At 72.2% G+C, this 21,545-nt stretch carries 21 protein-coding genes and 1 tRNA gene; 14 read left to right on the plus strand and 8 right to left on the minus strand.

Going from position 1 to position 21,545, the window contains the following annotated elements; genetic code table 11:
- Window positions 1-12 precede the first annotated feature (12 nt).
- The 5 genes from ACZ434_RS24325 to ACZ434_RS24345 all read right to left on the minus strand — a co-directional run bounded on the left by ACZ434_RS24325 (window position 13) and on the right by ACZ434_RS24345 (window position 5,214).
- The gene (locus ACZ434_RS24325) at window positions 13-516 is read right to left on the minus strand and encodes a hypothetical protein (RefSeq protein WP_468459219.1); all 504 of its coding nucleotides are present in this window, start codon (window positions 514-516) and stop codon (window positions 13-15) included.
- Window positions 517-779: 263 nt separating this feature from the next.
- Window positions 780-1,622, minus strand: a complete 843-nt coding sequence (locus ACZ434_RS24330; RefSeq protein WP_468459221.1) for an S-methyl-5'-thioadenosine phosphorylase — start codon at window positions 1,620-1,622, stop codon at window positions 780-782.
- Between the two features lie 116 nt (window positions 1,623-1,738).
- The gene (locus tag ACZ434_RS24335; RefSeq protein ID WP_468459223.1) at window positions 1,739-2,074 is read right to left on the minus strand and encodes an FmdB family zinc ribbon protein; all 336 of its coding nucleotides are present in this window, start codon (window positions 2,072-2,074) and stop codon (window positions 1,739-1,741) included.
- A gap of 67 nt (window positions 2,075-2,141) precedes the next feature.
- Window positions 2,142-3,428 (minus strand): MFS transporter, encoded by a 1,287-nt coding sequence (locus ACZ434_RS24340; protein WP_468459225.1) that lies wholly within the window; start codon window positions 3,426-3,428, stop codon window positions 2,142-2,144.
- 256 nt (window positions 3,429-3,684) lie between these two features.
- Window positions 3,685-5,214, minus strand: coding sequence for a potassium/proton antiporter (locus ACZ434_RS24345; protein WP_468459227.1), 1,530 nt, complete (start codon window positions 5,212-5,214; stop codon window positions 3,685-3,687).
- Window positions 5,215-5,458: 244 nt separating this feature from the next.
- Between ACZ434_RS24345 and ACZ434_RS24350 the strand changes: the two genes are divergently transcribed.
- Window positions 5,459-8,266 carry a penicillin acylase family protein gene (locus tag ACZ434_RS24350; RefSeq protein WP_468459229.1) on the plus strand — a complete coding sequence of 936 codons (2,808 nt, stop codon included), beginning with the start codon at window positions 5,459-5,461 and terminating at the stop codon, window positions 8,264-8,266.
- 57 nt (window positions 8,267-8,323) lie between these two features.
- Here the strand turns inward: ACZ434_RS24350 and ACZ434_RS24355 are convergent, their stop codons facing one another.
- A complete protein-coding gene (locus tag ACZ434_RS24355; protein WP_468459231.1) occupies window positions 8,324-8,974 on the minus strand; it encodes a 5-formyltetrahydrofolate cyclo-ligase in 651 nt (216 codons plus the stop codon).
- Between the two features lie 92 nt (window positions 8,975-9,066).
- On the opposite strand from ACZ434_RS24355, the gene galU reads away from it, so the two are divergent.
- The 7 genes from galU to ACZ434_RS24390 all read left to right on the plus strand — a co-directional run bounded on the left by galU (window position 9,067) and on the right by ACZ434_RS24390 (window position 14,607).
- Complete coding sequence (gene galU, locus ACZ434_RS24360; RefSeq protein WP_468459233.1) at window positions 9,067-9,978, plus strand: UTP--glucose-1-phosphate uridylyltransferase GalU; 912 nt, start codon at window positions 9,067-9,069, stop codon at window positions 9,976-9,978.
- Window positions 9,975-11,297: a molybdotransferase-like divisome protein Glp gene (gene glp, locus ACZ434_RS24365; protein WP_468459235.1), complete on the plus strand. Its 1,323-nt coding sequence runs from the start codon at window positions 9,975-9,977 to the stop codon at window positions 11,295-11,297. Before galU ends, glp begins: the two co-directional genes overlap by 4 nt.
- A gap of 86 nt (window positions 11,298-11,383) precedes the next feature.
- Window positions 11,384-11,905, plus strand: coding sequence for a cyclic pyranopterin monophosphate synthase MoaC (gene moaC / locus ACZ434_RS24370; RefSeq protein WP_468459237.1), 522 nt, complete (start codon window positions 11,384-11,386; stop codon window positions 11,903-11,905).
- Window positions 11,902-12,420, plus strand: a complete 519-nt coding sequence (locus ACZ434_RS24375; RefSeq protein ID WP_468459239.1) for a MogA/MoaB family molybdenum cofactor biosynthesis protein — start codon at window positions 11,902-11,904, stop codon at window positions 12,418-12,420. The genes moaC and ACZ434_RS24375 overlap by 4 nt, the downstream gene beginning before the upstream one ends.
- Window positions 12,417-13,100: a GNAT family N-acetyltransferase gene (locus tag ACZ434_RS24380; RefSeq protein WP_468459539.1), complete on the plus strand. Its 684-nt coding sequence runs from the start codon at window positions 12,417-12,419 to the stop codon at window positions 13,098-13,100. The genes ACZ434_RS24375 and ACZ434_RS24380 overlap by 4 nt, the downstream gene beginning before the upstream one ends.
- Before the next feature lie 182 nt (window positions 13,101-13,282).
- Window positions 13,283-14,473, plus strand: coding sequence for a divisome protein SepX/GlpR (gene sepX, locus ACZ434_RS24385; protein WP_468459241.1), 1,191 nt, complete (start codon window positions 13,283-13,285; stop codon window positions 14,471-14,473).
- Between the two features lie 60 nt (window positions 14,474-14,533).
- Window positions 14,534-14,607: transfer RNA gene (locus ACZ434_RS24390), tRNA-Ala, on the plus strand.
- Window positions 14,608-14,966: 359 nt separating this feature from the next.
- Here the strand turns inward: ACZ434_RS24390 and ACZ434_RS24395 are convergent.
- Window positions 14,967-15,443: a GNAT family N-acetyltransferase gene (locus ACZ434_RS24395; RefSeq protein ID WP_468459243.1), complete on the minus strand. Its 477-nt coding sequence runs from the start codon at window positions 15,441-15,443 to the stop codon at window positions 14,967-14,969.
- Window positions 15,444-15,493: 50 nt separating this feature from the next.
- Here ACZ434_RS24395 and ACZ434_RS24400 point away from each other — a divergent pair, with 50 nt between their 5' ends.
- Complete coding sequence (locus tag ACZ434_RS24400) at window positions 15,494-16,306, plus strand: exodeoxyribonuclease III (RefSeq protein WP_468459245.1); 813 nt, start codon at window positions 15,494-15,496, stop codon at window positions 16,304-16,306.
- A gap of 168 nt (window positions 16,307-16,474) precedes the next feature.
- Window positions 16,475-16,957 carry a GNAT family N-acetyltransferase gene (locus tag ACZ434_RS24405; RefSeq protein ID WP_468459247.1) on the plus strand — a complete coding sequence of 161 codons (483 nt, stop codon included), beginning with the start codon at window positions 16,475-16,477 and terminating at the stop codon, window positions 16,955-16,957.
- Window positions 16,958-17,009: 52 nt separating this feature from the next.
- On the opposite strand, the gene ACZ434_RS24410 is transcribed toward ACZ434_RS24405, so the two are convergent.
- A complete protein-coding gene (locus ACZ434_RS24410) occupies window positions 17,010-17,630 on the minus strand; it encodes a MerR family transcriptional regulator (RefSeq protein WP_468459541.1) in 621 nt (206 codons plus the stop codon).
- A gap of 177 nt (window positions 17,631-17,807) precedes the next feature.
- Between ACZ434_RS24410 and ACZ434_RS24415 the strand changes: the two genes are divergently transcribed.
- The 4 genes from ACZ434_RS24415 to ACZ434_RS24430 all read left to right on the plus strand — a co-directional run bounded on the left by ACZ434_RS24415 (window position 17,808) and on the right by ACZ434_RS24430 (window position 21,423).
- The gene (locus ACZ434_RS24415) at window positions 17,808-19,358 is read left to right on the plus strand and encodes a flavin-containing monooxygenase (protein WP_468459249.1); all 1,551 of its coding nucleotides are present in this window, start codon (window positions 17,808-17,810) and stop codon (window positions 19,356-19,358) included.
- Window positions 19,355-20,287, plus strand: a complete 933-nt coding sequence (locus ACZ434_RS24420) for an alpha/beta fold hydrolase (RefSeq protein WP_468459251.1) — start codon at window positions 19,355-19,357, stop codon at window positions 20,285-20,287. Before ACZ434_RS24415 ends, ACZ434_RS24420 begins: the two co-directional genes overlap by 4 nt.
- Entirely contained in the window at window positions 20,284-21,168 is an 885-nt protein-coding gene (locus ACZ434_RS24425) for an SDR family oxidoreductase (protein ID WP_468459253.1), read from the plus strand. Before ACZ434_RS24420 ends, ACZ434_RS24425 begins: the two co-directional genes overlap by 4 nt.
- Before the next feature lie 75 nt (window positions 21,169-21,243).
- Window positions 21,244-21,423: a hypothetical protein gene (locus tag ACZ434_RS24430; protein WP_468459255.1), complete on the plus strand. Its 180-nt coding sequence runs from the start codon at window positions 21,244-21,246 to the stop codon at window positions 21,421-21,423.
- Window positions 21,424-21,545: the final 122 nt, after the last annotated feature.

Genomic DNA, 21,545 nt, shown 5'->3' on the forward strand with positions numbered 1-21,545 from the left:
AAACGGCACGGTTCACCACAGGGTCACCGCCAGCCGTGCCGTGGCGCTCGCGCCGGCCAGGCCGGCCGCCGTGGAACGCGGCACCGACAGCACGACCAGTGCCCCGCCGTCGCCCGCCCCGTCCGCCGGCTCCGGAACCCCGGTCACCCGCGCCCCGCGCGCCACCACACGGGCCTCACCGCCGGACATCGTCTCCTCGGCGGCGATCACGTCCACCCGGTCGCCGGGCCGCAGCAGCCGCACCGTGGCCGCGTCGGCGATCCGCACCGGCGCCGTCACCGTCGTACCCGCCCGCCGCGACCGTACGGGCCGGTCGCCGGGGGACGCCGACGTGGCCCGGACGGCAGGGGACTCCCCGGGGTGCCCGCGGGCCCGGTCCGTGTCGCGGGGGCCGGCCGCGACGAGCGCCGCCGCCGTGACCGCGAGGCCCACCGCCACGGCCCGCCTCCGATGCCGTACGAGCCGGCCCGGGAGCGGCAGGCCGCCGCGCACCCGCACCGGCGCGAAGTGCGGCACCTCGCACCGGGGCGGGACATCGGCGCCGGGCGGGCGGGGGACACCGGGGGAGGGCGAAGGGGACGGGAGACGGAGCGTGGAGGGAGGACGACGGGACACGGGTACCACCACCTGCGACGAGGGACCGGCTTGCGACTCCCACGATGAGGCCGGCGGCAACTGCCTGCCCGGCCCTGTGGACACGTCCCGGGCCTGTGGACAACTCCGCCACCCGAACGGGACCCTCCACCGTCCCTCCGCCACGGCAGCCCGCCGTCCCTCCGCTACGGCAGCGCGACCCCCGGATCCATCCCGCCCAGCGCCGACGCGCACAGACAGCCCCGTTCCCTCGTCGCCGGCAGCGCGGCCACCGCGTCGAAGAGGACGCCCCGCAGCCGGTCCACGTTGGCGGCGAACACCCGCAGCACCTCGTCGTGGGAGACGCCCTCACCGGTCTCGGCACCGGCGTCCAGGTCGGTGACCAGCGTGAGGGACGTGTAGCAGAGCTCCAGCTCCCGGGCGAGCGCCGCCTCGGGGTGCCCGGTCATCCCCACCACCGACCAGCCCTGCGCCCGGTGCCACAGCGACTCGGCGCGGGTCGAGAAGCGCGGCCCCTCCACCACGACCAGCGTGCCGCCGTCCACCGGCTCCCACTCCCGGCCCCGCGCCGCCTTCAGCGCCGCCGCCCGCCCGGTGGGGCAGTAGGGGTCGGCCAGGGACACGTGGACCACGTTCGGCACGGTGCCGTCGGGCAGCGGCAACCCGTCGAAGTACGTGTTCACCCGGGACTTCGTCCGGTCCACGAGCTGGTCCGGCACCAGCAGCGTGCCCGGGCCGTACTCGGGCCGCAGCCCGCCGACCGCGCACGGCCCGAGGACCTGGCGCGCGCCGACCGACCTCAGCGCCCACAGGTTGGCGCGGTAGTTGATGCGGTGCGGCGGCAGATGGTGGCCGCGCCCGTGCCGCGGCAGGAAGGCGACCCGCCGGCCCGCCACCTCGCCGAGGAACAAGGAGTCGCTCGGGACCCCGTACGGGGTGTCCACCTGGACCTCGGTCACGTCGTCGAGGAAGGAGTAGAAGCCGGAGCCGCCGATCACGCCGATCTCGGCCTTCGCCATGTTCGCCATGCCCGCACACTAGGGCCTGCCGTTCGGACCGGAAAACGCCAAGGCCCCGCCGGACCGGGAAACGCCGAAGACCCCGTTGTCGTCGGACGACGGGGTCCCGTGGGAGGAGTACCGCCCTACGCGGCGGTCGTGCTCGTCGAGCTGCCGGAGCCGGACGAGTTCGACGAACCGGCGGACGAGCTCGAAGCCGAGGTCGAACCCGAGTCCGAAGAGGAGGACGAGGACGAGGACGTGCCGGAGGACTTCGACGACGCCGGCGAGCTGCTCGACGAGGAGCCGCGGCTGTCGTTGCGGTAGAAGCCGGAGCCCTTGAAGACGATGCCGACGGCCGAGAACACCTTCTTGAGGCGGCCCTGGCAGCCGGGGCACTCGGTCAGCGCGTCGTCGGTGAACTTCTGCACCGCCTCGAGGCCCTCGCCGCACGCGGTGCACTGGTACTGGTAGGTCGGCACTGTCTTCCTCCTGGCACTCTCACTCGATGAGTGCTAACGACGGTCCATAGTGACGTATTCCTCGGGTTCAGTCCACTGCGACGGGCTCGCGGTGACCCACGCCACGCGCGACGGTGCGCCCGCGCGGGCCCGTCGCCAGCCGCGACCGCAGCGCCAGCAGCGTCACCAGGGCCAGCACCGTACCGCCCATCGGGACGAGGAACCCGGCGCCGTCCCACAGCCGGTCCTCCAGCTGCCCCGCGACCGTGACGGCCGCCGCCTGACCGAGCGCGACGGCTCCGGTCAGCCAGGTGAAGGCCTCGGTGCGGGCGCCGGCCGGGACCAGGTCGTCGACCAGGGTGTAGCCGGTGATCAGGGCGGGGGCGATGCACATGCCGACCAGGAGGCCGAGCCCGGCCAGCAGCAGCGCCGAGTGCGCGGTCCACAGGGCGGACGCGGTCAGCGCGAGCGCCGCGTAGGCGAGGAGCAGGCGCCGCTGCGGGGCGGCCTTCCAGGCGATCGCGCCGCAGGCGATGCCGGCGAGCATGTTGCCCGCGGCGAAGACGCCGTACAGCACGCCGTTCAGTCCCGGGTTGCCGATCGACTCGGTGAAGGCGGCCAGCGAGACCTGCATGCCGCCGAAGACGGAACCGATGCCGAGGAAGGTCACGATCAGCACCCGCACCCCGGGGACGCGCAGCGCGGAACCCTGCTCCACACGTGTGTGTCCCGCGCGGGCGGCGACGTCGGGCTGTGTGCTCTTCTGCGCGGCGAACAGCAGACCGCCGACGAGGGTGAGCGCGGCCTCGGTGACCAGGCCGGCGGCCGGGTCGACGGCCGTGCACAGGGCCGTGGCGAGCAGTGGCCCGACGACGAAGGTGAACTCGTCGGTGACGGACTCGAAGGCCGCCGCGGTGGCCATCAGAGGGGAGCCCTTGAGCTTGACGCCCCAGCGGGCGCGCACCATGGGCCCGACCTGCGGCACCGAGGCGCCCGTGGGCACGGCGGCGGCGAACAGGGCCCACAGGGGCGCGTCGGTCAGCGCCAGCGTGGTGAGGGCGAGACCGGAGACGGTGTGCACCAGGACGCCGGGCACCAGGACGGCACGCTGCCCGTAGCGGTCGGCGAGGCGGCCGGTGTAGGGCGCGAAGAGAGCCATGGCGACACCGGTGACGGCGGCGACGGCGCCGGCCGCCCCGTACGAGCCGGTGGTGTGCTGGACCAGCAGCACGATGGAGAGGGTGAGCATCGCGAACGGCTGGCGTGCCGCGAAGCCGGGGAGCAGGAACGTCCACGCGCCGCGCGTGCGCAGCAGCCGGCCGTATCCCGGGCGGGAGGCGGCCGAGTCCTTCGACGTGGTGACCGTGGATGCCACGGCCCGTGCCTTTCTGCCGCCTGGTAGCACCCCGCGCGGGTGGTGCGGGAGCGCCGAGAGCTGTCCTCTTGCGCTGACTGCGGTAGATACCGGTGCCACAGCTCAGGGCGTTCCGGCCGCCATACGGTCGCGCCAGCTCTGCGTCAGGCAGAGTTGGTTCGATCTGGGGTCGTTTGCATAGTACAGGGACCAAGGGGCGTGTGCGCCTGCGAACAGGGGCACCCCGCCGACCGCGCCTGGGAAAGGGAGCGCCTGGTCAGCGTTCCGCCTGTGTTCCGTCGGTGCCCAGCCAGCCGGCCAGTTTGCCGCCCCGGCCCACCGCGCGCAGGCGTCGTTCGGCGGCGTCCCGTACCGGGTCGGTGGCGACGACGAGCAGTTCGTCCCCGTACCGCAGCATCGTCGACGGCAGCGGGACGAACGACGTCTCCTCGCGCACGACGAGGGTGACGGCGGCCCCGGCCGGCAGCCGCAGCTCGCCGACCTCCACGCCGTGCATCCTCGACCCGTCGGGGATGGCGATCGACAGCAGATGTCCGCGCAACCGTTCCAGGGGCGCCGACTCGATGCCGAGGTCGGCGGCGCCGGAGTCCCCGCCCAGCCGCAGCCTGCGGGCCAGCCAGGGCAGCGTCGGACCCTGGACGAGGGTGTAGACGACGACCAGGACGAAGACGATGTTGAAGATCCGCTCGCTCCCGTCGACGCCCTGCACCATCGGGATCGTCGCCAGGATGATGGGCACGGCGCCGCGCAGCCCCGCCCAGGACATCAGCGCCTGCTCCTGCCAGGGCACCCGGAACGGCAGCAGGCACACCACGACGCTCAGAGGGCGGGCCACCAGGGTGAGGGCGAGCCCGATGAGCAGGGCGGGCACGATGTCGTCGCCCAGTTCGTGCGGGGTGACCAGCAGACCGAGCAGGACGAACATGCCGATCTGGGCGATCCAGCCGAGCCCTTCGGCGAACCCGCGTGTGGCGGGCCAGTGCGGCAGTCCGGCGTTGCCGAGCACCATCGAGGCGAGGTAGACGGCGAGGAAGCCGCTGCCGTGGGCGGTGGCGCCCACCGCGTACGCGGCGACGGCGATGGCCATGACGGCGATCGGGTAGAGGCCGGAGGCGGGCAGCGCCACGTGCCGCAGCCCCCAGGCGCCCAGCCAGCCCACCGCGAGCCCGACGGCGGCGCCGATCGCCAGTTCCAGGGCGATCTCACCGACCAGGACGTACCACTGCTCGACCGGTCCGACCGCGGAGAGGGCGACGACCATGATGACGACGGGGGCGTCGTTGAAGCCGGACTCCGCCTCCAGGGTGCCCGTCACGCGTGAGGGCAGGGGGATCTTCCGCAGCACCGAGAAGACGGCCGCCGCGTCGGTCGAGGAGACCACCGCGCCGATGATGAGCGCCTGCCGCCACTCCAGCCCGACGAGGAAGTGCGCCGCCGACGCCGTGATCCCGACGCTCACCGCGACGCCGCCCAGGGCGAGCGCGGTGGCGGCGGACAGGGCCGGTTTCGCCTCGGCCCACTTGGTGCCCAGTCCGCCCTCGGCCAGGATCACGACCAGGGCCGCGTACCCGATGACCTGCGTCAGTTCGGCGTTGTCGTACGGGATGTCGCCGATGCCGTCCTGGCCGATGGCGACGCCTATGCCGAGGTAGACGAGCAGGCTGGGGAGCCCGCTGCGCGAGGAGATCCGGACCGCGACGACGGCCACGAGCAGCACGACCGAGCAGACGAGCAGGAGCTGGTTGAGGTGGTGGACAGTCAGCGGCCGTTCCCTTCCCCGACCCATGCGCGACCCGCGCGTGAGCTCATGTACATCGCGTGTGGTCCACCGCTGCCGCGGCAAACTACTTCGTTACTTTACCTAACTCTTGACGTTTTCTTGACGCGGTTCACGGCAGGATCGAACGTCCGTCCGGGCTGGTTCGCGACTCCGCGTCAAGGGGCGCGGGGCCCTGCGCCTATCGTTGCTCCAGCGCTCAGTTAAAAGCACAGCCCGACCTGCCGCTCGCGTTAGGACAGCAAGGACAGCGATGCCCACCGACACCACCGCCTCCACGGGTCAGCAACCCGCCAAGTCCGGCAGGAAGAAGGGGCGCAAAGCCCGTCTGATCGTGCTCGTCCTGGTGCTGGCCCTGATCGGCGGTCTCGCTTACGGCGGGTACTGGTCGGTCAGTACCGTGCGCGCCTCCTTCCCGCAGACCAAGGGCTCGATCACGCTCCAGGGCCTGTCGGGGACCGTCGACGTCAAGCGTGACGGCAACGGCATCCCGCAGATCTACGCCTCCTCCGACGAGGACCTGTTCATGGCGCAGGGCTACGTCCAGGCGCAGGACCGGTTCTACGAGATGGACGTGCGCCGGCACATGACCGCCGGGCGCCTGTCGGAGATGTTCGGCGAGAGCCAGGTCGAGACCGACGAGTTCCTGCGCACCCTGGGCTGGAGCCGGATCGCCGAGGAGGAGTACGAGAAGAAGCTCTCCCCCGAGACGAAGAAATACCTCCAGGCGTACGCCAAGGGTGTCAACGCCTACCTGGCGGGCAAGGACGGCAAGGAGATCTCCCTCGAGTACGCGGCGCTGGGCTTCGAGAACGACTACGCGCCGGGGGAGTGGACCCCGGTCGACTCCGTGGCCTGGCTGAAGGCGATGGCCTGGGACCTGCGCGGCAACATGCAGGACGAGATCGACCGCGCGCTGATGACCAGCCGCCTCGGCCCGAAGCAGATCGCCGACCTGTACCCGGCCTACCCGTACGGCCGGAACAAGCCGGTGGTCCAGGAGGGCCAGTACGACGAGCTCACCGAAGCCTACGAGTCGGGCGGGACCACGGGCGGCAGCGGCACGGGCACGGGCACGGGCGACGGCAGCGGCACGAGCACGGGCGACGCAACGGGGAGCGGCACGGAGGCGGGCTCCGGCTCCGGCACCGGCACCGAGGGCTCGGGCCTGGAGAACCAGCTGGCGGGTCTCCAGCAGATCCTCCAGGACCTTCCCACCGCCGTCGGCGTCAACGGCGACGGCATCGGCTCCAACTCCTGGGTCGTCTCCGGTGACCACACCATCACCGGCGAGCCGCTGCTCGCCAACGACCCGCACCTGTCGGCCTCGCTGCCCTCCGTCTGGTACCAGATGGGCCTGCACTGCCGCAGCGTCTCCGAGAAGTGCCAGTACGACGTCACCGGCTACACCTTCGCCGGCATGCCCGGAGTGATAATCGGCCACAACCAGGACATCGCCTGGGGCCTGACCAACTCCGGCGTCGACGTCACCGACCTCTACCTGGAGAAGATCACCGGCGACGGCTACCAGTACGACGGCAAGGTGGTGCCGTTCGAGACCCGCGAGGAGACCATCAAGGTCGCCGGCGGCACGGCGCACAAGATCGTGGTCCGCAACACCAACAACGGCCCGCTCCTCTCCGACCGTTCCGACGAACTGGTGAAGACCGGCAAGAAGGCCGCCGTCGGCAGCGCGGCCCCCGACCGGGGCGACGGCTACGGCGTCGCGCTGCGCTGGACCGCGCTGGACCCGGGCCGCACCCTGGACTCCGTCTTCGCCATCAACCGCGCGAAGGACTGGGACGACTTCCGCGAGGCGGCCACGCTGTTCGAGGTGCCCTCGCAGAACCTCGTCTACGCGGACACCGAGGGCCACATCGGCTACACGCTGCCCGGGAAGATCCCCACCCGCGCGGAGAAGCACGACGGTTCCATCCCCGCCCTCGGCTGGGACCCCGACTACGAGTGGACCGGCTGGATCGAGCAGGAGGAGCTGCCCTACGAGTTCGACCCCGAGCGCGGCTACATCGTCACCGCCAACCAGGCCGTCGTCGGCAAGGACTACCCGTACACGCTGACCACGGACTGGGGTTACGGCGCCCGCAGCCAGCGGATCACCGACCTGATCCAGTCGAAGATCAAGGACGGCGGCAAGCTCTCCACCGACGACATGCGGCAGATGCAGCTCGACAACTCCAGCTCCATCGCCAAGCTGCTGGTGCCCGACCTGCTGAAGATCGACACCGGTGACGAGGACGTGCGCGAGGCGCAGAAGCTGCTGGAGGGCTGGGACTACACCCAGGACGCCGACTCGGCCGCCGCCGCCTACTTCAACGCCGTGTGGCGCAACATCCTCAAGCTCGCCTTCGGCCACAAGCTGCCCAAGGAGCTGCGGGTCGAGGGCCAGTGCCTGTGGGTCGACCCGGTCAACACCACCGGGCCCGCCGACGAGGTGGACAAGGTCCGCGAGTGCGGTCAGCGCGCCGCCGACCAGGCGCAGCCGGACGGCGGCGACCGCTGGTTCGAGGTGGTCCGCAAGCTGAAGGACGACGAGGACAGCGAGTGGTGGACGACGCCCAAGCGGGGCACCCGTCCCGCCGCCGACAACCGTGACGAGCTGTTCAAGCGGGCCATGATCGACGCCCGCTGGGAGCTGACCGCCAAGCTCGGCAAGGACATCGACACCTGGAGCTGGGGCCGGCTGCACCGCCTGTTCCTGAAGAACCAGACGCTCGGCACCGCGGGCCCCGGCATCCTGCAGTACGCCCTCAACCGCGGCCCGTGGAAGCTCGGCGGCGGCGAGGCCACGGTCAACGCGACCGGCTGGAACGCGGCCGGCGGCTACGAGGTCGTGTGGGTGCCGTCCATGCGGATGGTGGTCAACCTCGCGGACCTCGACAAGTCCCGGTACATCAACCTCACCGGCGCCTCCGGCCACGCCTACAGCTCGCACTACGTCGACCAGACGGACAAGTGGGCGAAGGGCGAGCTGCTGGAGTGGCCGTTCACGGAGAAGGCGGTCGAGGCGAACACCGAGGACACGCTGCTGCTCAAGCCCTGACCCGACGGGCCCGCTCCCGAATCGGCCGTCACGCGCGCGTGGCGGCCGATTCGCGTGTCACGGCGTTCCGTCCGGGGACCCCTCGCCGGATGACCGGCCGAACCGCCGCACCCCGGAGGGTGTCACCACCGCGTGCACCGGCCGGTCGTGCGGCTCCACGGGGACGCGTCCGACGACCTCGGAGCCGTACAGCAGCACCACCAGCTCCGGACGCGCCCCCGCGCGGTGCAACCGCGCGAGGACACGGTCGTACGAACCCCCGCCGCGCCCGAGCCGCATCCCGCGCGCGTCGACGGCCAGTCCGGGCAGCAGTACGGCGTCCGCCTCCGTCACGGCGTCCGGACCGAGGCGCTCCCCGGCCGGCTCCAGCAGGGCCATGCGCCCGCCGTGCCGCACGGGCACGAGGGATTCCTGCCCGGTGTACGCCCCCCAGTCGAGGTCGTTGTCCGGCAGCAGCGCGGGCAGCAGTACACGTACGCCCCGCGCGCGCAGCGCGTCCAGCAGCGCGAGCGTGCCGGGTTCGCTCCCCACGGAGACGTACGCCGCCACTGTGTGGGCGCGGGCCAGTTCGGGGAGGGCGAGTGCCTGCCGGGCCAGCTCGGCCGCGTGTTCCCGTACGTCATCCGCCGTCAACCCGTTCCTCACGCGGAGGATTTCGCGTCGCAGCGTCCGCTTGTCAGACTCGTCCGCGCGATCGTTGTGTCTCAAGTCTGTACCCGTACCGTTCTAATATGCTCATATGAGCGGTAATTATCCGGAGTGGCAGATTCCCTGCAAACGCTCCGGATAGGGTGACCGCCATGTCTCAGTCACACCCTCGGATCAGCAAGGCTGTCATCCCCGCGGCCGGTCTCGGCACGCGGTTCCTGCCGGCCACCAAGGCCACTCCCAAGGAGATGCTGCCGGTCGTCGACAAGCCGGCGATCCAGTACGTGGTCGAAGAGGCCGTCTCCGCCGGCCTCGACGACGTCCTCATGGTCACCGGCCGCAACAAGCGCCCCCTGGAGGACCACTTCGACCGCAACTACGAACTGGAATCCGCCCTTCAGAAGAAGGGCGACGCCGACCGCCTTGCCAAGGTCCAGGAGTCCAGTGACCTGGCCACCATGCACTACGTCCGCCAGGGCGACCCCAAGGGCCTCGGCCACGCCGTGCTGTGCGCCGCCCCGCACGTCGGCGACGAGCCCTTCGCCGTCCTCCTCGGCGACGACCTCATCGACCCGCGCGACCCCCTGCTCCAGCGCATGATCGACGTCCAGCAGCAGCACGGCGGCAGCGTCGTCGCGCTCATGGAGGTGGCCCCCGAGCAGATCCACCTCTACGGCTCCGCCGCCGTCGAGACCACCGCGGACTCCGACGTCGTCAAGATCGGCGGCCTGGTCGAGAAGCCCGCTCCCGAGGACGCCCCCTCCAACTACGCCATCATCGGCCGCTACGTCCTCGACCCGGCCGTCTTCGGCATACTGCGCAAGACCGAGCCCGGCCGCGGCGGAGAGATCCAGCTCACCGACGCCCTCCAGCAGCTCGTCGCCGACGAGAAGGTCGGCGGCCCGGTGCACGGCGTCGTGTTCAAGGGCCGCCGCTATGACACCGGCGACCGCGGCGACTACCTCCGTGCCATTGTCCGGCTCGCGTGCGAACGTGAGGACCTGGGCCCCGACTTCCGGACCTGGCTCCGCAGCTTTGTCACCGAGGAGATGCAGCAACGTTGAGCACCGCCGCGCCCCGCACCGCAGGACCGGACCACCTCTGGTCGGTGGACGAGCACCTGGACGACATCCTCGCGACCGTCCGGCCCCTCGAACCCATCGAGTTGCAGCTCCTCGACGCCCAGGGCTGCGTCCTCGTCGAGGACATCACGGTGCCGGTGTCCCTGCCCCCGTTCGACAACAGCTCCATGGACGGGTACGCGGTGCGGGTCGCGGACATCGCGGGCGCGAGCGAGCGGTACCCGGCGGCCCTCGAGGTCGTCGGGGACGTCGCCGCGGGCCAGGCCGACCTGCTCCACGTCGGCCCCGGCCAGGCCGCCCGCATCATGACCGGCGCGCCGCTGCCGCCCGGCGCGGAGACCGTCGTCCCCGTCGAGTGGACCGACGGCGGCCTCGGAGCGGGCCCGGCCGACGGGATGCGCGCCCGCAGCCTCGCCCCGGAGGGCGCCACCGGGCAGGTCTCCGTGTACCGCCCCGCCGCGGCAGGCGCACACGTGCGCGCCGCGGGCAGCGACGTCAGGGCCGGTGACCGCGCCCTGGCGGCCGGCACCGTCCTCGGCCCGCCGCAGATCTCCCTGCTGGCCGCCATCGGCCGCGGCACGGTGCGGGTGCGCCCGCGCCCGCGCGTGGTGGTGCTCTCCACCGGCAGCGAACTCGTCCAGCCCGACGAGGAACTGCGCTCCGGTCAGATCTACGACTCCAACAGCTTCGCCCTCACCGCCGCCGCGCGGGACGCCGGCGCGATCGCCTACCGCGTGGGCGCCGTCGCCGACGACGCGGCGACCCTCCGGGACACCATCGAGGACCAGCTCGTCCGCGCCGACCTCGTGGTCACCACCGGCGGTGTGAGCGTCGGGGCGTACGACGTCGTCAAGGAGGCGCTGTCGTACGCGGCGGACGAGGACGAGCCCGGCAGCGGTGTCGACTTCCGCAAGCTCGCCATGCAGCCCGGCAAACCCCAGGGCTTCGGCTCCATCGGCCCCGACCACACCCCGCTGCTCGCCCTGCCCGGCAACCCGGTCTCCAGTTACGTCTCCTTCGAGATGTTCGTCCGTCCCGCCATCCGCACCCTGATGGGACTCGCCGACGTCCACCGGCCGAGGACCCGCGCGAAGCTCACCGCGGACCGGGCGCTCACCTCCCCCAAGGGCCGCCGCCAGTTCCTGCGCGGCCGGTACGCCGACGGCACGGTGACCCCCGTGGGCGGCGCCGGCTCCCACCTCGTGGCCGCCCTCGCACAGGCGAACGCGCTGATCGTCGTCCCCGAGGACGTCGAGTCCCTCGCCCCCGGCGCCGAGGCCGAGGTGATCCTGCTCGGCTGAGCCCGGCCGGTTGGCGGTACCGTGTCGCGCACAGCAGGCCCGTGCGCCGCACCGCCACGGGCCAGGACCGGGAGCGCCACACGATCATGACCGTGCCATCCCGGGGGGCGACCCCCGAACCCTCCGAAACCTCCGAGCAGTCCCGTCTGACCCACATCGACGAGGCGGGCGCCGCCCGCATGGTCGACGTCTCCGCCAAGGACGTCACCGCGCGCACCGCGCGGGCCACCGGCCGCGTACTCGTCGCCCCGCGCGTGATCGAACTGCTGCGCGGCGAGGGCGTCCCCAAGGGCGACGCGCTGGCCACCGCGCGCATCGCGGGCATCCTGGGCGCCAAACGCACCCCCGACCTGATCCCGCTCTGCCACCCGCTGTCGGTGTCCGGTGTGAAACTGGACCTGTCGGTCGCGGACGACGCCGTGGAGATCGCGGCGACCGTGAGGACGACGGACCGCACGGGCGTGGAGATGGAGGCGCTCACCGCGGTCTCCGTCGCCGCGCTCACCGTGATCGACATGGTCAAGGCGGTCGACAAGGAGGCGGTCATCACGGACGTACGGGTGGAGGAGAAGACGGGCGGCAAGTCCGGCGACTGGAGCCGGGCATGACCCGCGACGCGCCGTACCGCGCCCTGGTGGTCACCGCGTCCAACCGGGCCGCCGCCGGTGTCTACGAGGACAAGGGCGGCCCGCTGATCGCCGAGGGCCTGCGGCGCTTCGGCTTCGCGGTCGACGGCCCCCAGGTCGTCCCCGACGGCGACCCCGTGGAGGCGGCTCTCCGCGCGGGCGTCGACGCCGCCTACGACGTGATCGTCACCACCGGCGGCACCGGCATCTCGCCCACCGACCGCACCCCCGAGGCGACCCGCCGGGTGATCGGCCACGAGGTGCCCGGCATCGCGGAGGCCATCCGCGCGTACGGCCGCGACAAGGTGCCCACGGCGGCCCTCTCCCGGGGGATCGCGGGAGTCGCGGGCGGCACGCTGATCGTCAACCTGCCGGGGTCCAGCGGCGGCGTGAAGGACGGGCTCGCGGTCCTGGAGCCGCTGCTGAAGCACGCCGTGGACCAGCTGCGCGGCGGTGACCACCCCCGGCCGGACGGCAGTGGCGGGGGTGCGAGCTGAACAGCCCACACTGGCCGGTCGAGCTGGTCGACGGCGACATCGTCCTCCGGCCGATAAAGCTGCGTGACCAGAAGGCCTGGCGCGAGGTCAACCGGCGCAACCGGGACTGGCTGCGGCCCTGGGAGGCGACCATCCCGCCGCCCACGCCCAGCGGCCCGGTCACCCACCGCCCGACCTACCGTCAGATGGTCCGCCACCTGCGCTCCGAGGCGGGCGCCGGCCGGATGCTGCCGTTCGTCATCGAGTACGAGGGACGGCTCGTCGGGCAGCTGACCGTCGCCGGGATCACCTGGGGCTCGATGTGCTCGGGCCACGTCGGCTACTGGGTGGACGAGTCGGTGGCCGGGCGCGGAGTGGTGCCGACGGCCGTGGCGATGGCCGTGGACCACTGTTTCCGCACGGTCGGGCTGCACCGCATCGAGGTCTGCATTCGCCCGGAGAACGGGCCGAGCCGCAGGGTCGTGGAGAAACTCGGATTCCGCGAGGAAGGGCTGCGCCCGCGCTATCTCCACATCGACGGGGCCTGGCGCGACCATCTCGTCTTCGCGCTCACCGCGGAGGAAGTCCCCGACGGCCTGCTCGCCCGCTGGCACCGGGCACGCTCCCGGGCGCGGTCCGGCCAGGAGCTGCCCGGACACGACCGGCGCAACCGGGGAATCCCGCACGGACCTGGTAATTGAATATACGTTCGAATTTGAGCGGCGGTGACCGCCTTCGGACGCGGAATTTCCGGCTTCGGGCGACTGTCTGATCGCATCGATCAGCATCGATCACAAGAAAAGTTCGAAATATCAGCCAGATCGTGCGACACACCGGCCCAATTGGCGGATGGCCCCGTCCAAACCCCTCTACCGTGTGAGGCGTGAGCAGCAGCGGCCTCATCTACGCAGTCATCGTCGGGGCCTGGGCCGCCTACTTGGTGCCGATGTGGCTCCGTAGGCAGGACGAGCTGAACGAGGCCCGTCCGACGGAACGCTTCAGCACCGCCATCCGATTGCTGTCCGGACGGGCGGGCATGGAGCGCCGGTACGCCAAGGACCTGCGGGCGCGCTCCGCCGACGAGGAGGAGCAGGGCGTCCACGACCCGGATGCGATCACCGACTCGGTGGACGTCCGGGCCTTCGCCGTGTCCCAGACCCGTCCGCAGACCCGCGCGCCCGAACCGTCACTCCCCGGGGAACGGCCGGACACGGCACCCGGCAGGCCGCCGCACGAACGCGCGGAACGGCGGACGACGCCCGAAGCGGCCGCCGCGCGGGCACGCGTCCCGGCCGCCCGCCGCGCCGCCGAGGCCCGCGCGGCGCAGGCCGCGGCACGCGCCCGGCGCACGAAGGCACTGGCCCGCCGCCGGCGCACCACCACCCTCCTCTTCGTCGCCTTCACGCTCGGCGCGGTCGTCGCGGCGGTCGGCGGACTGGCCTTCCTCTGGGCGCCCGGCGTGCCGGCCGTCCTGCTGAGCGCCTACATCGCCTACCTCCGCTCCCAGGAGCGCCGCCGCTTCGCCTACCAGATGGACCGCCGTCAGGCCGAGGTCGCGGCCCAGCGGCTGCGCGAGCGGGAGCGCCAGCCGCGCCGCCGCCCGATCTCCGACCACGCCGACCCCGACGAACCGGAGGGGCCGGAAGCGGGCACCGACACCGACCCGGGCCTCACCGCGCTGGCCGCGGACCGGCGTGCGCTCGTCGAGCAGACCGACCACGCCGAGTGGGTCGACCAGCAGCGCGAACGGCAGCGGCGGCCCGGCCAGGGCGGCGACAGCTGGGACCCCGTCCCGGTGCCGCTCCCCACGTACGTGACGGCCCCCGTCGCCCCGCGCGCCTCCGGCGACGTGGACCTCGGCGCACCGGACACCTGGAGCTCGGCCCGCTCCAGCGCGGTACCGGCCGACGAGACGCAGGCGCCCGCGGACGAGCCGGGGCCGGCCGCCCCCGACACCGACGACCGCAGCGACGCCCGCCGCGCGGCCTCCGCCCGCCGCTCCCGCGAACGCGGCCGCACCCCGCTCTTCGACCAGTACGAGGACGGCGACCGCCCCAAGGCCGCCAACGAGTGACCCCCGGCCAATGGATTTCCGAGCACCCCGATCGGGATGCTAAAGTTTCACTCGTTGCAAGGGCCTGTGGCGCAGTCCGGTAGCGCACCTCGTTCGCATCGAGGGGGCCAGGGGTTCAAATCCCCTCAGGTCCACCGCAGCTGAGCCCCCGCCGAGAAATCGGCGGGGGCTTCTTCGTGTGCAGAGAGCCGTCAGCCGGCGTTCGGTTCGTCCGCGAGCACGAGGGACGGTCGCCGGATTCGGTCGTCGATCCTCGCCCAACAGCGCGTCGTCCTCGTCACGGACCCGACGGAGATCGCGAGGCCGACGCGCTCGGCACGCGACAGGACGAAGATCTCCGCTCTGCGGGAGCACTTCGCGCTGGTGGCCGACACCCAGTCACGCGGCCGCCGGGTGGAGGTGTACGAGCGGCTGCCGTCGGGGCCTTCATGAGCTCGGCCGGTGTCCGTGACGCCGGGGGATCCGACGCCGGCCACGTCCCCTGGCGCCGGGCTCAGAGGGGCTTCGCGTAGCAGCGGCTGTTCTCGTGGAAGCGGTAGTAGCCGAACTTCTCGCACGGTTCGTAGCCGCTGGAGGCGTACAGGGCGATGGCCTCGGGCTGCTTGGTGCCGGTCTCCAGGACCATGCGGGCGCGGCCGGCCGCCCGGGCGTCCTCCTCCAGGGCGGCGAGGACGCGGCGGGCGAGGCCCCGGCCGCGCATCTGCTCGATCACGTACATGCGCTTCAACTCGGCGTCGCCGTCGCGGTTGCCCTCGCCGTTGGCGTCCTGGGCGCGCCAGCCGCCGGAGGCCACGGGGACGTCGGCCTCGTCGTAGGCGATCAGGTAGGCGCCGTACGGGGGTGCGAAGTCCGCCGGGTGCATGGGGGTGGAGTCGCCGCCGTCGCCGTAGCGGACGTGGTACTCGGCCTGGACTTCGGCGTCCAGTTTCACGGCGTCGGGGTGGTCGTAGGGGACCGGGCGGATTTCCATGCCGAATACCGTAAAACATGCCCGGACGTGCGGTGTCGTATCGTGCCCTGGTGCTTACTGTGACCTCCGTCAACGTCAATGGTCTGCGGGCCGCCGCCAAGAAGGGCTTCGTGGAGTGGCTGGCCGGGACCTCCGCCGATGTGCTGTGCCTGCAGGAGGTGCGGGCGGAGGCGAAGCAGTTGCCGGAGCAGGTGCGGGAGCCCGAAGGGTGGTACGTGACGCACGCGCCCGCCGCCGCCAAGGGGCGTGCGGGGGTGTCCCTGTACTCCCGGCGTGAGCCCGAGCGCGTTCAGGTGGGGTTCGGGTCGGACGAGTTCGACGGCAGCGGGCGGTACGTGGAAGCGGACCTGCCCGGTGTGACCGTCGCCTCGCTGTATCTGCCCTCGGGGGAGGTGGGGACCGAGCGGCAGGAGGAGAAGATGCGGTTCCTGGGCGAGTTCCTCCCCTATCTCAAGGGGCTGCGGGAGCGGGCCGCCGCCGACGGGCGGGAGGTCGTCGTCTGCGGGGACTGGAACATCGCCCACGAGAAGGCCGACCTGAAGAACTGGCGGGGGAACACCAAGAACTCCGGGTTCCTGCCGGAGGAGCGGGAGTGGCTCTCGCGGGTGCTCGCTCCGGGTGAGGGCGGGTACGTCGATGTCGTGCGGGCGCTGCATCCTGAGGTGGACGGGCCGTACTCGTGGTGGTCGTACCGGGGGCGGGCCTTCGACAATGACACCGGATGGCGGATCGACTACCAGATGGCGACTCCCGGGCTCGCGCGGCGCGCGGTGAAGGCCTGTGTCGAGCGCGCCGCCACGCACGCCGAGCGGTGGTCGGACCACGCGCCGGTGACGGTGGTCTACGAGCAGGTCGCGGGCTGATCCGGCGGTCACCTGCGGCGCTATGATGCGGGTCATGGAGTGCTTTGCCGCCTGGCGTACCCGCCACTGAGGACGGCCCGTCCCCCCGCCGCACGTCGGCCGGGAGCGGGCCACGGATGCCCCTGTTCCGTCCGGGTATCGAGCCCTCAGCCCGAAAGGCGCACTCCCGTGCTCATTCGCGCGTTCACCCAGCACGATCTGATCCCCCTCACCGACCTGACCATCGAGACGTTCCGGCCGTTCTACGAGGACTCCTTCCGCCCCCTGGTGGGCGAGGCCGTCTTCGCCAACCAGCACGGCGACTGGCGGGACGACTACCGCAGGCAGGTCGCCGGACTCCACGCCCCCGAGCGGCACATGTACGTCGCCGTCGCCGAGCACGACGGTGACCTCGCGGGGTATGTCGCGTGGAGCGTCGATCCCGTTCGCAGGAACGCGAGCGTCACCCTCCTCGCCGTCCGGGCCGGGCACCGCGGGCACCACGTGGGCACCGCACTGTGCGAGCACGCCTTCGCGGAGATGCGGGCCCTCGGCGCCGAGGTGGTCGAGATCGGCACCGGGGGAGACCCCTTCCACGCGCCCGCCAGGGCCCTGTACGAAAGGCTCGGCTGCACCCGGCTCCCGGTCGCCGTCTACTACCGGCAGCTCTGACCGGTGAGCCCGTACGCCGTCCCGGGCCCGGTGGCCGGACCCGGGACGGCCTTCAGTCCCGCTTGCGCAGCCGCCGGTCCAGGGCCAGGGAGAGTTCCGCTTCGACCACGCTGCGGGCCAGCGGGCGCAGGCGGTGCAGGGCTTCCTCCGGGGCATGGCGGAGGATCAGCGTGGCGAAGAGCTCGGCCAGGGTGTCGGCGTGGGTGCGGACCTCGGCTCCGGTGCGCAGCACGTCCGCCAGCGGGATGCCCTCGCGGACCAGGGCGGCGGAGACCTCCAGCAGCCGGCGGCTGATGTGGACGATCTCCTCGCCGTCGACGCCCACATAGCCGAGGTCCAGGGCGGCGGCCAGGTTCTCCGGGGTGACCTCGCCGGAGAAGTGGTCGGCGAGTTCCTCGGGGGTGAGGCGGACCGGGGTCTCCTCGGTGGGGGCGTCCATGCCGAGGAGTTCGCCGACGTCGCGGCCGTGGTCGAAGGCCTCGGCCAGCTCCGCTATGCCGTTCAGCGTGTGGCCGCGTTCCAGCAGCGCCGTGATCGTGCGCAGGCGGGCCAGGTGGTGGTCGTCGTACCAGGCGATACGGCCCTCGCGGCGGGGCGGCGGGATCAGCTTGCGTTCGCGGTAGAAGCGCAGTGTGCGCACCGTGATGCCGGCCAGTTCGGCCAGTTCCTCCATGCGGTACTCGCGCCGCTCACCGGGTTCTGCGCTGTCTTCTGCCACGTGTGAAGCGTAGGGCGTACCGGCGGTAAGTTTCCTCGCACGCCCCCTACCCATGAGTACGGAGCTGCTCTACCCTCCCCATTGCGCCAGTGTTCACTGGCAGGGTTCTGAGCGATGCGTGGAGGCTTCGGGATGGCCGAGCACGAGCATGTACGGGTGGCGGTGATCGGGTCGGGGTTCGGCGGGCTCGGGGCCGCCGTGCGGCTGCGCCGCGAGGGGATCACCGACTTCGTCGTCCTGGAGCGGGCGGGCAGTGTCGGCGGCACGTGGCGCGACAACAGCTATCCCGGCTGCGCCTGCGACGTGCCGTCGCACCTGTACTCCTTCTCCTTCGCGCCCAACCCCGACTGGCCCCGCTCCTTCTCGGGACAGGAGCACATCCGCGCCTACCTCGAACACGTCACCGACGTCTTCGGTCTGCGTCCGCACATCCGCTTCGACTCGGAGGTGAAGCGGATGGCGTGGGACGGCGAACTGCTGCGCTGGGAGATCGAGACCAGCAGCGGAAACCTCAGCGCGGACGTGGTCGTCTCCGCCACCGGGCCGCTGTCCGAGCCCAGGCTGCCCGACATTCCCGGGCTCGACACCTTCCCCGGCAAGGTGTTCCACTCCGCCCGCTGGGACCACGACTACGACCTGCGCGGCAAGCGGGTCGCCATGGTCGGCACGGGGGCGTCCGCGATCCAGATCGTGCCGGCGATCCAGCCGCTGGTGTCCCGGCTGACGCTCTTCCAGCGCACACCGGCCTGGGTCCTGCCCCGCGTCGACCGGCCCATCAGCGGCGTGGAGCGCGCGCTCCACCGCACCCTGCCCTTCACCACCAAGCTGCGCCGCGGACTCCTCTGGGGCGTACGGGAGTTGCAGGTCCAGGCGTTCACCAAGCACCCGGGCGAGCTCGGCTTCGTCGAGCAGCTGGCCAAGCGCAATATGGGCCGCGCCGTCAAGGACCCGGCCCTGCGCGCCAAGCTCACCCCGGACTACCGCATCGGATGCAAGCGGATCCTGCTGTCGAACACCTACTACCCGGCGCTCGCGCGGCCCCATGTCGACGTCGTCGCGAGCGGGCTCGGTGAGGTGCGCGGATCCACCGTCGTCGGCGCCGACGGGACCGAGGCCGAGGTCGACGCGATCATCTTCGGCACCGGCTTCCACGTGACCGACATGCCCATCGCCGAGCGGGTCGTCGGCGCCGAGGGCAGGACCCTCGCCGAGTCCTGGGCGGGCGGCATGCAGGCGCTGCGCGGCGCCTCCGCCGCCGGGTTCCCCAACTGGATGACGATCATCGGGCCCAACACCGGCCTCGGGAACTCCTCCATGATCCTCATGATCGAGTCCCAGCTGAACTACCTCGCCGACTACCTCCGCCAGTTGGACGTCCTGGGGGTCCCCCCAGGCCCTTCGGGCTCTGGGGGAGGCCGGGTCGCCCTCGACGCCCGCCCCAGCGCCGTACGCGCCTGGAACCACCGGGTGCAGGAGCGGATGAAGCGCACGGTGTGGAACACCGGCGGCTGCACCAGCTGGTACCTGGACGCGAGCGGGCGCAACACCACCATCTGGCCCGGCACGACAGGGGAGTTCCGGCGGGAGACCCGGAGCGTGGACCTCTCCGAGTACGCCGTACTGCGCAGTGTGCCGGCCGCCCGGGAGGGCGACACGCAGCGGGACGCCGAGGTGACCGCGTGAGCAGGCTCACCCACGTCACCTCCGGACCGTACGCCCCGCCCGTCGCCGCCCGCGAGCTGACCGCCCGCTCCGCCGACGGCGCGCCCCTGCACGTCGAGGTGCACGGGCCCGAGGGGGCGCCCGCGGTGGTGCTCGCCCACGGCTGGACCTGCTCGACCGCCTTCTGGGCCGCCCAGATCCGCGAACTCTCCGCCGACCACCGGGTGATCGCCTACGACCAGCGCGGTCACGGACGGACACCCGCGAGCCCGGCCTGCACCACCGACACGCTCGCCGACGACCTCGAGGCCGTCCTCACCGCCACCCTCGCGCCCGGTGAGAAGGCCGTGATCGCCGGGCACTCCATGGGCGGCATGACCGTCATGGCGGCGGCCGGCCGGCCCGCCTTCGCCGCCCACGCGGCGGCCGTACTGCTGTGCAGCACGGGCAGTTCGCGGCTGGTCGACGAATCGACGGTGCTGCCGCTGCGGCCCGGCCGGGCGCGGACCCGGCTGACCCGGCGCGTCCTCGGCTCCCGCGCCCCGCTCGGGCCGGTCACCCCGCTCGGCCGCCGGATCCTCAAGTACGCGACGATGGGCCCCGGTTCGGCCCCCGACATGGTCGAGGCCTGCGCCCGTATCGTGCACGCCTGCCCCCGTGCGGTGCGCCACGCCTGGTCCCATGTGCTCGGTGAGCTCGATCTCGACCACGGGGTGCGGGAGGTGCGCGTGCCCGCGGAGATAGTGGTCGGCAGCGCCGACCGGCTCACCCCGCCCGTGCACGCCCGGACGCTGGCCGCCGCGCTGCCGCAGTGCCTCGGCGTCACCGAACTGACGGGCGTCGGGCACATGACGCCCGTCGAGGCGCCCGGCGCGGTCACCGGCAGGATCCGGGCCCTGGCCGCCGCCCACCTCCACTCCACACCCGCCGTCGTCGAGGAGAGCGCATGAGCAGGGTCGGTCTCGAAGGAAAGGTCGCCGTCGTCACCGGAGCGGCGCGCGGCGTCGGGGAGTTGCTGGCCCGCAAGCTCTCCGCCCGGGGGGTGAAAGTGGCGCTGGTCGGGCTGGAGCCGGACGCGCTGAAGGACGTCTCCGCGCGGCTGCACAGCGACAGCGACCACTGGTACGCGGACGTCACCGACCACGAGGCGATGGCCCGGATCGCCGGGGAGGTGAAGGAGCGGTTCGGCCGGGTCGACATCGTGGTCGCCAACGCCGGTGTGGCGACGGGCGGTCCGTTCGCCGACTCCGACCCGGAGTCCTGGCGGCGGGTGATCGAGGTGAACCTGATCGGATCGGCCGTCACCGCGCGGGCGTTCCTGCCGCTGCTCACCGAGAGCCGCGGGTACCTGCTCCAGATAGCCTCGCTCGCCGCGATCACGCCGGCGCCGATGATGACGGCGTACTGCGCCTCCAAGTCCGGTGTGGAGGCGTTCGCGCACAGCCTGCGGGCCGAAGTCGGCCACCGGGGCGTGCAGGTGGGCGTCGGCTATCTGTCGTGGACCGACACCGACATGGTGCGCGGCGCCGATCAGGACGACGTCATGCGGGAGTTGCGGCAGCGGCTGCCGTGGCCGTCCAACAAGACCTACCCGCTGGGCCCCGCGGTGGACCGGCTGGTGGCCGGCGTCGAGCGGCGGTCGGCCCATGTGTACGGGCAGTGGTGGCTGCGCGGCATGCAGGGTGTGCGGGGCCATCTCCCCGCCGTCATCGGCACGGTGGGACAGCGGGAGATGCGGCGGTTCGCGGACCGGCTGGAAAGTGTCCGCACGGGACTGGTCGGGGCCGGTGGCAACGCCGATGAGCAGCACCGCGCTACGGTCCGTAAGTGATCGACATGCGCAGGGTCACGGCCCGTGTGAATCTGGTCGGGCAAGTTCCCCCACCCACAACGGGAGTGAACCCACATGGGTATGAAGGACCAGTTCCAGGAGAAGTCCGAGCAGCTCCAGCAGCAGGCCAAGCAGCGTGCCCAGCAGGGCAAGGAGCAGCTGCAGAACCGCGGGCGCCGGCGTGACCAGGACATGGACGAGCAGCGCCGTCAGCGCGAGTCCGGGGAGCGCGTCGACCAGGACCACGAGGTCTGACGTCGCGGCCCGCAGCGCTGAGGAACTGAAGCACTGAGCGCAAGCACTGGGCGGAAGCACTGAGGCGCAGGCGCAAGGGGTGCCCCTGGCGAAGGGGGCACCCCTTTCCCGTGTGCCGGGGC

This window comes from Streptomyces sp. NPDC030893 (genome assembly GCF_055571535.1).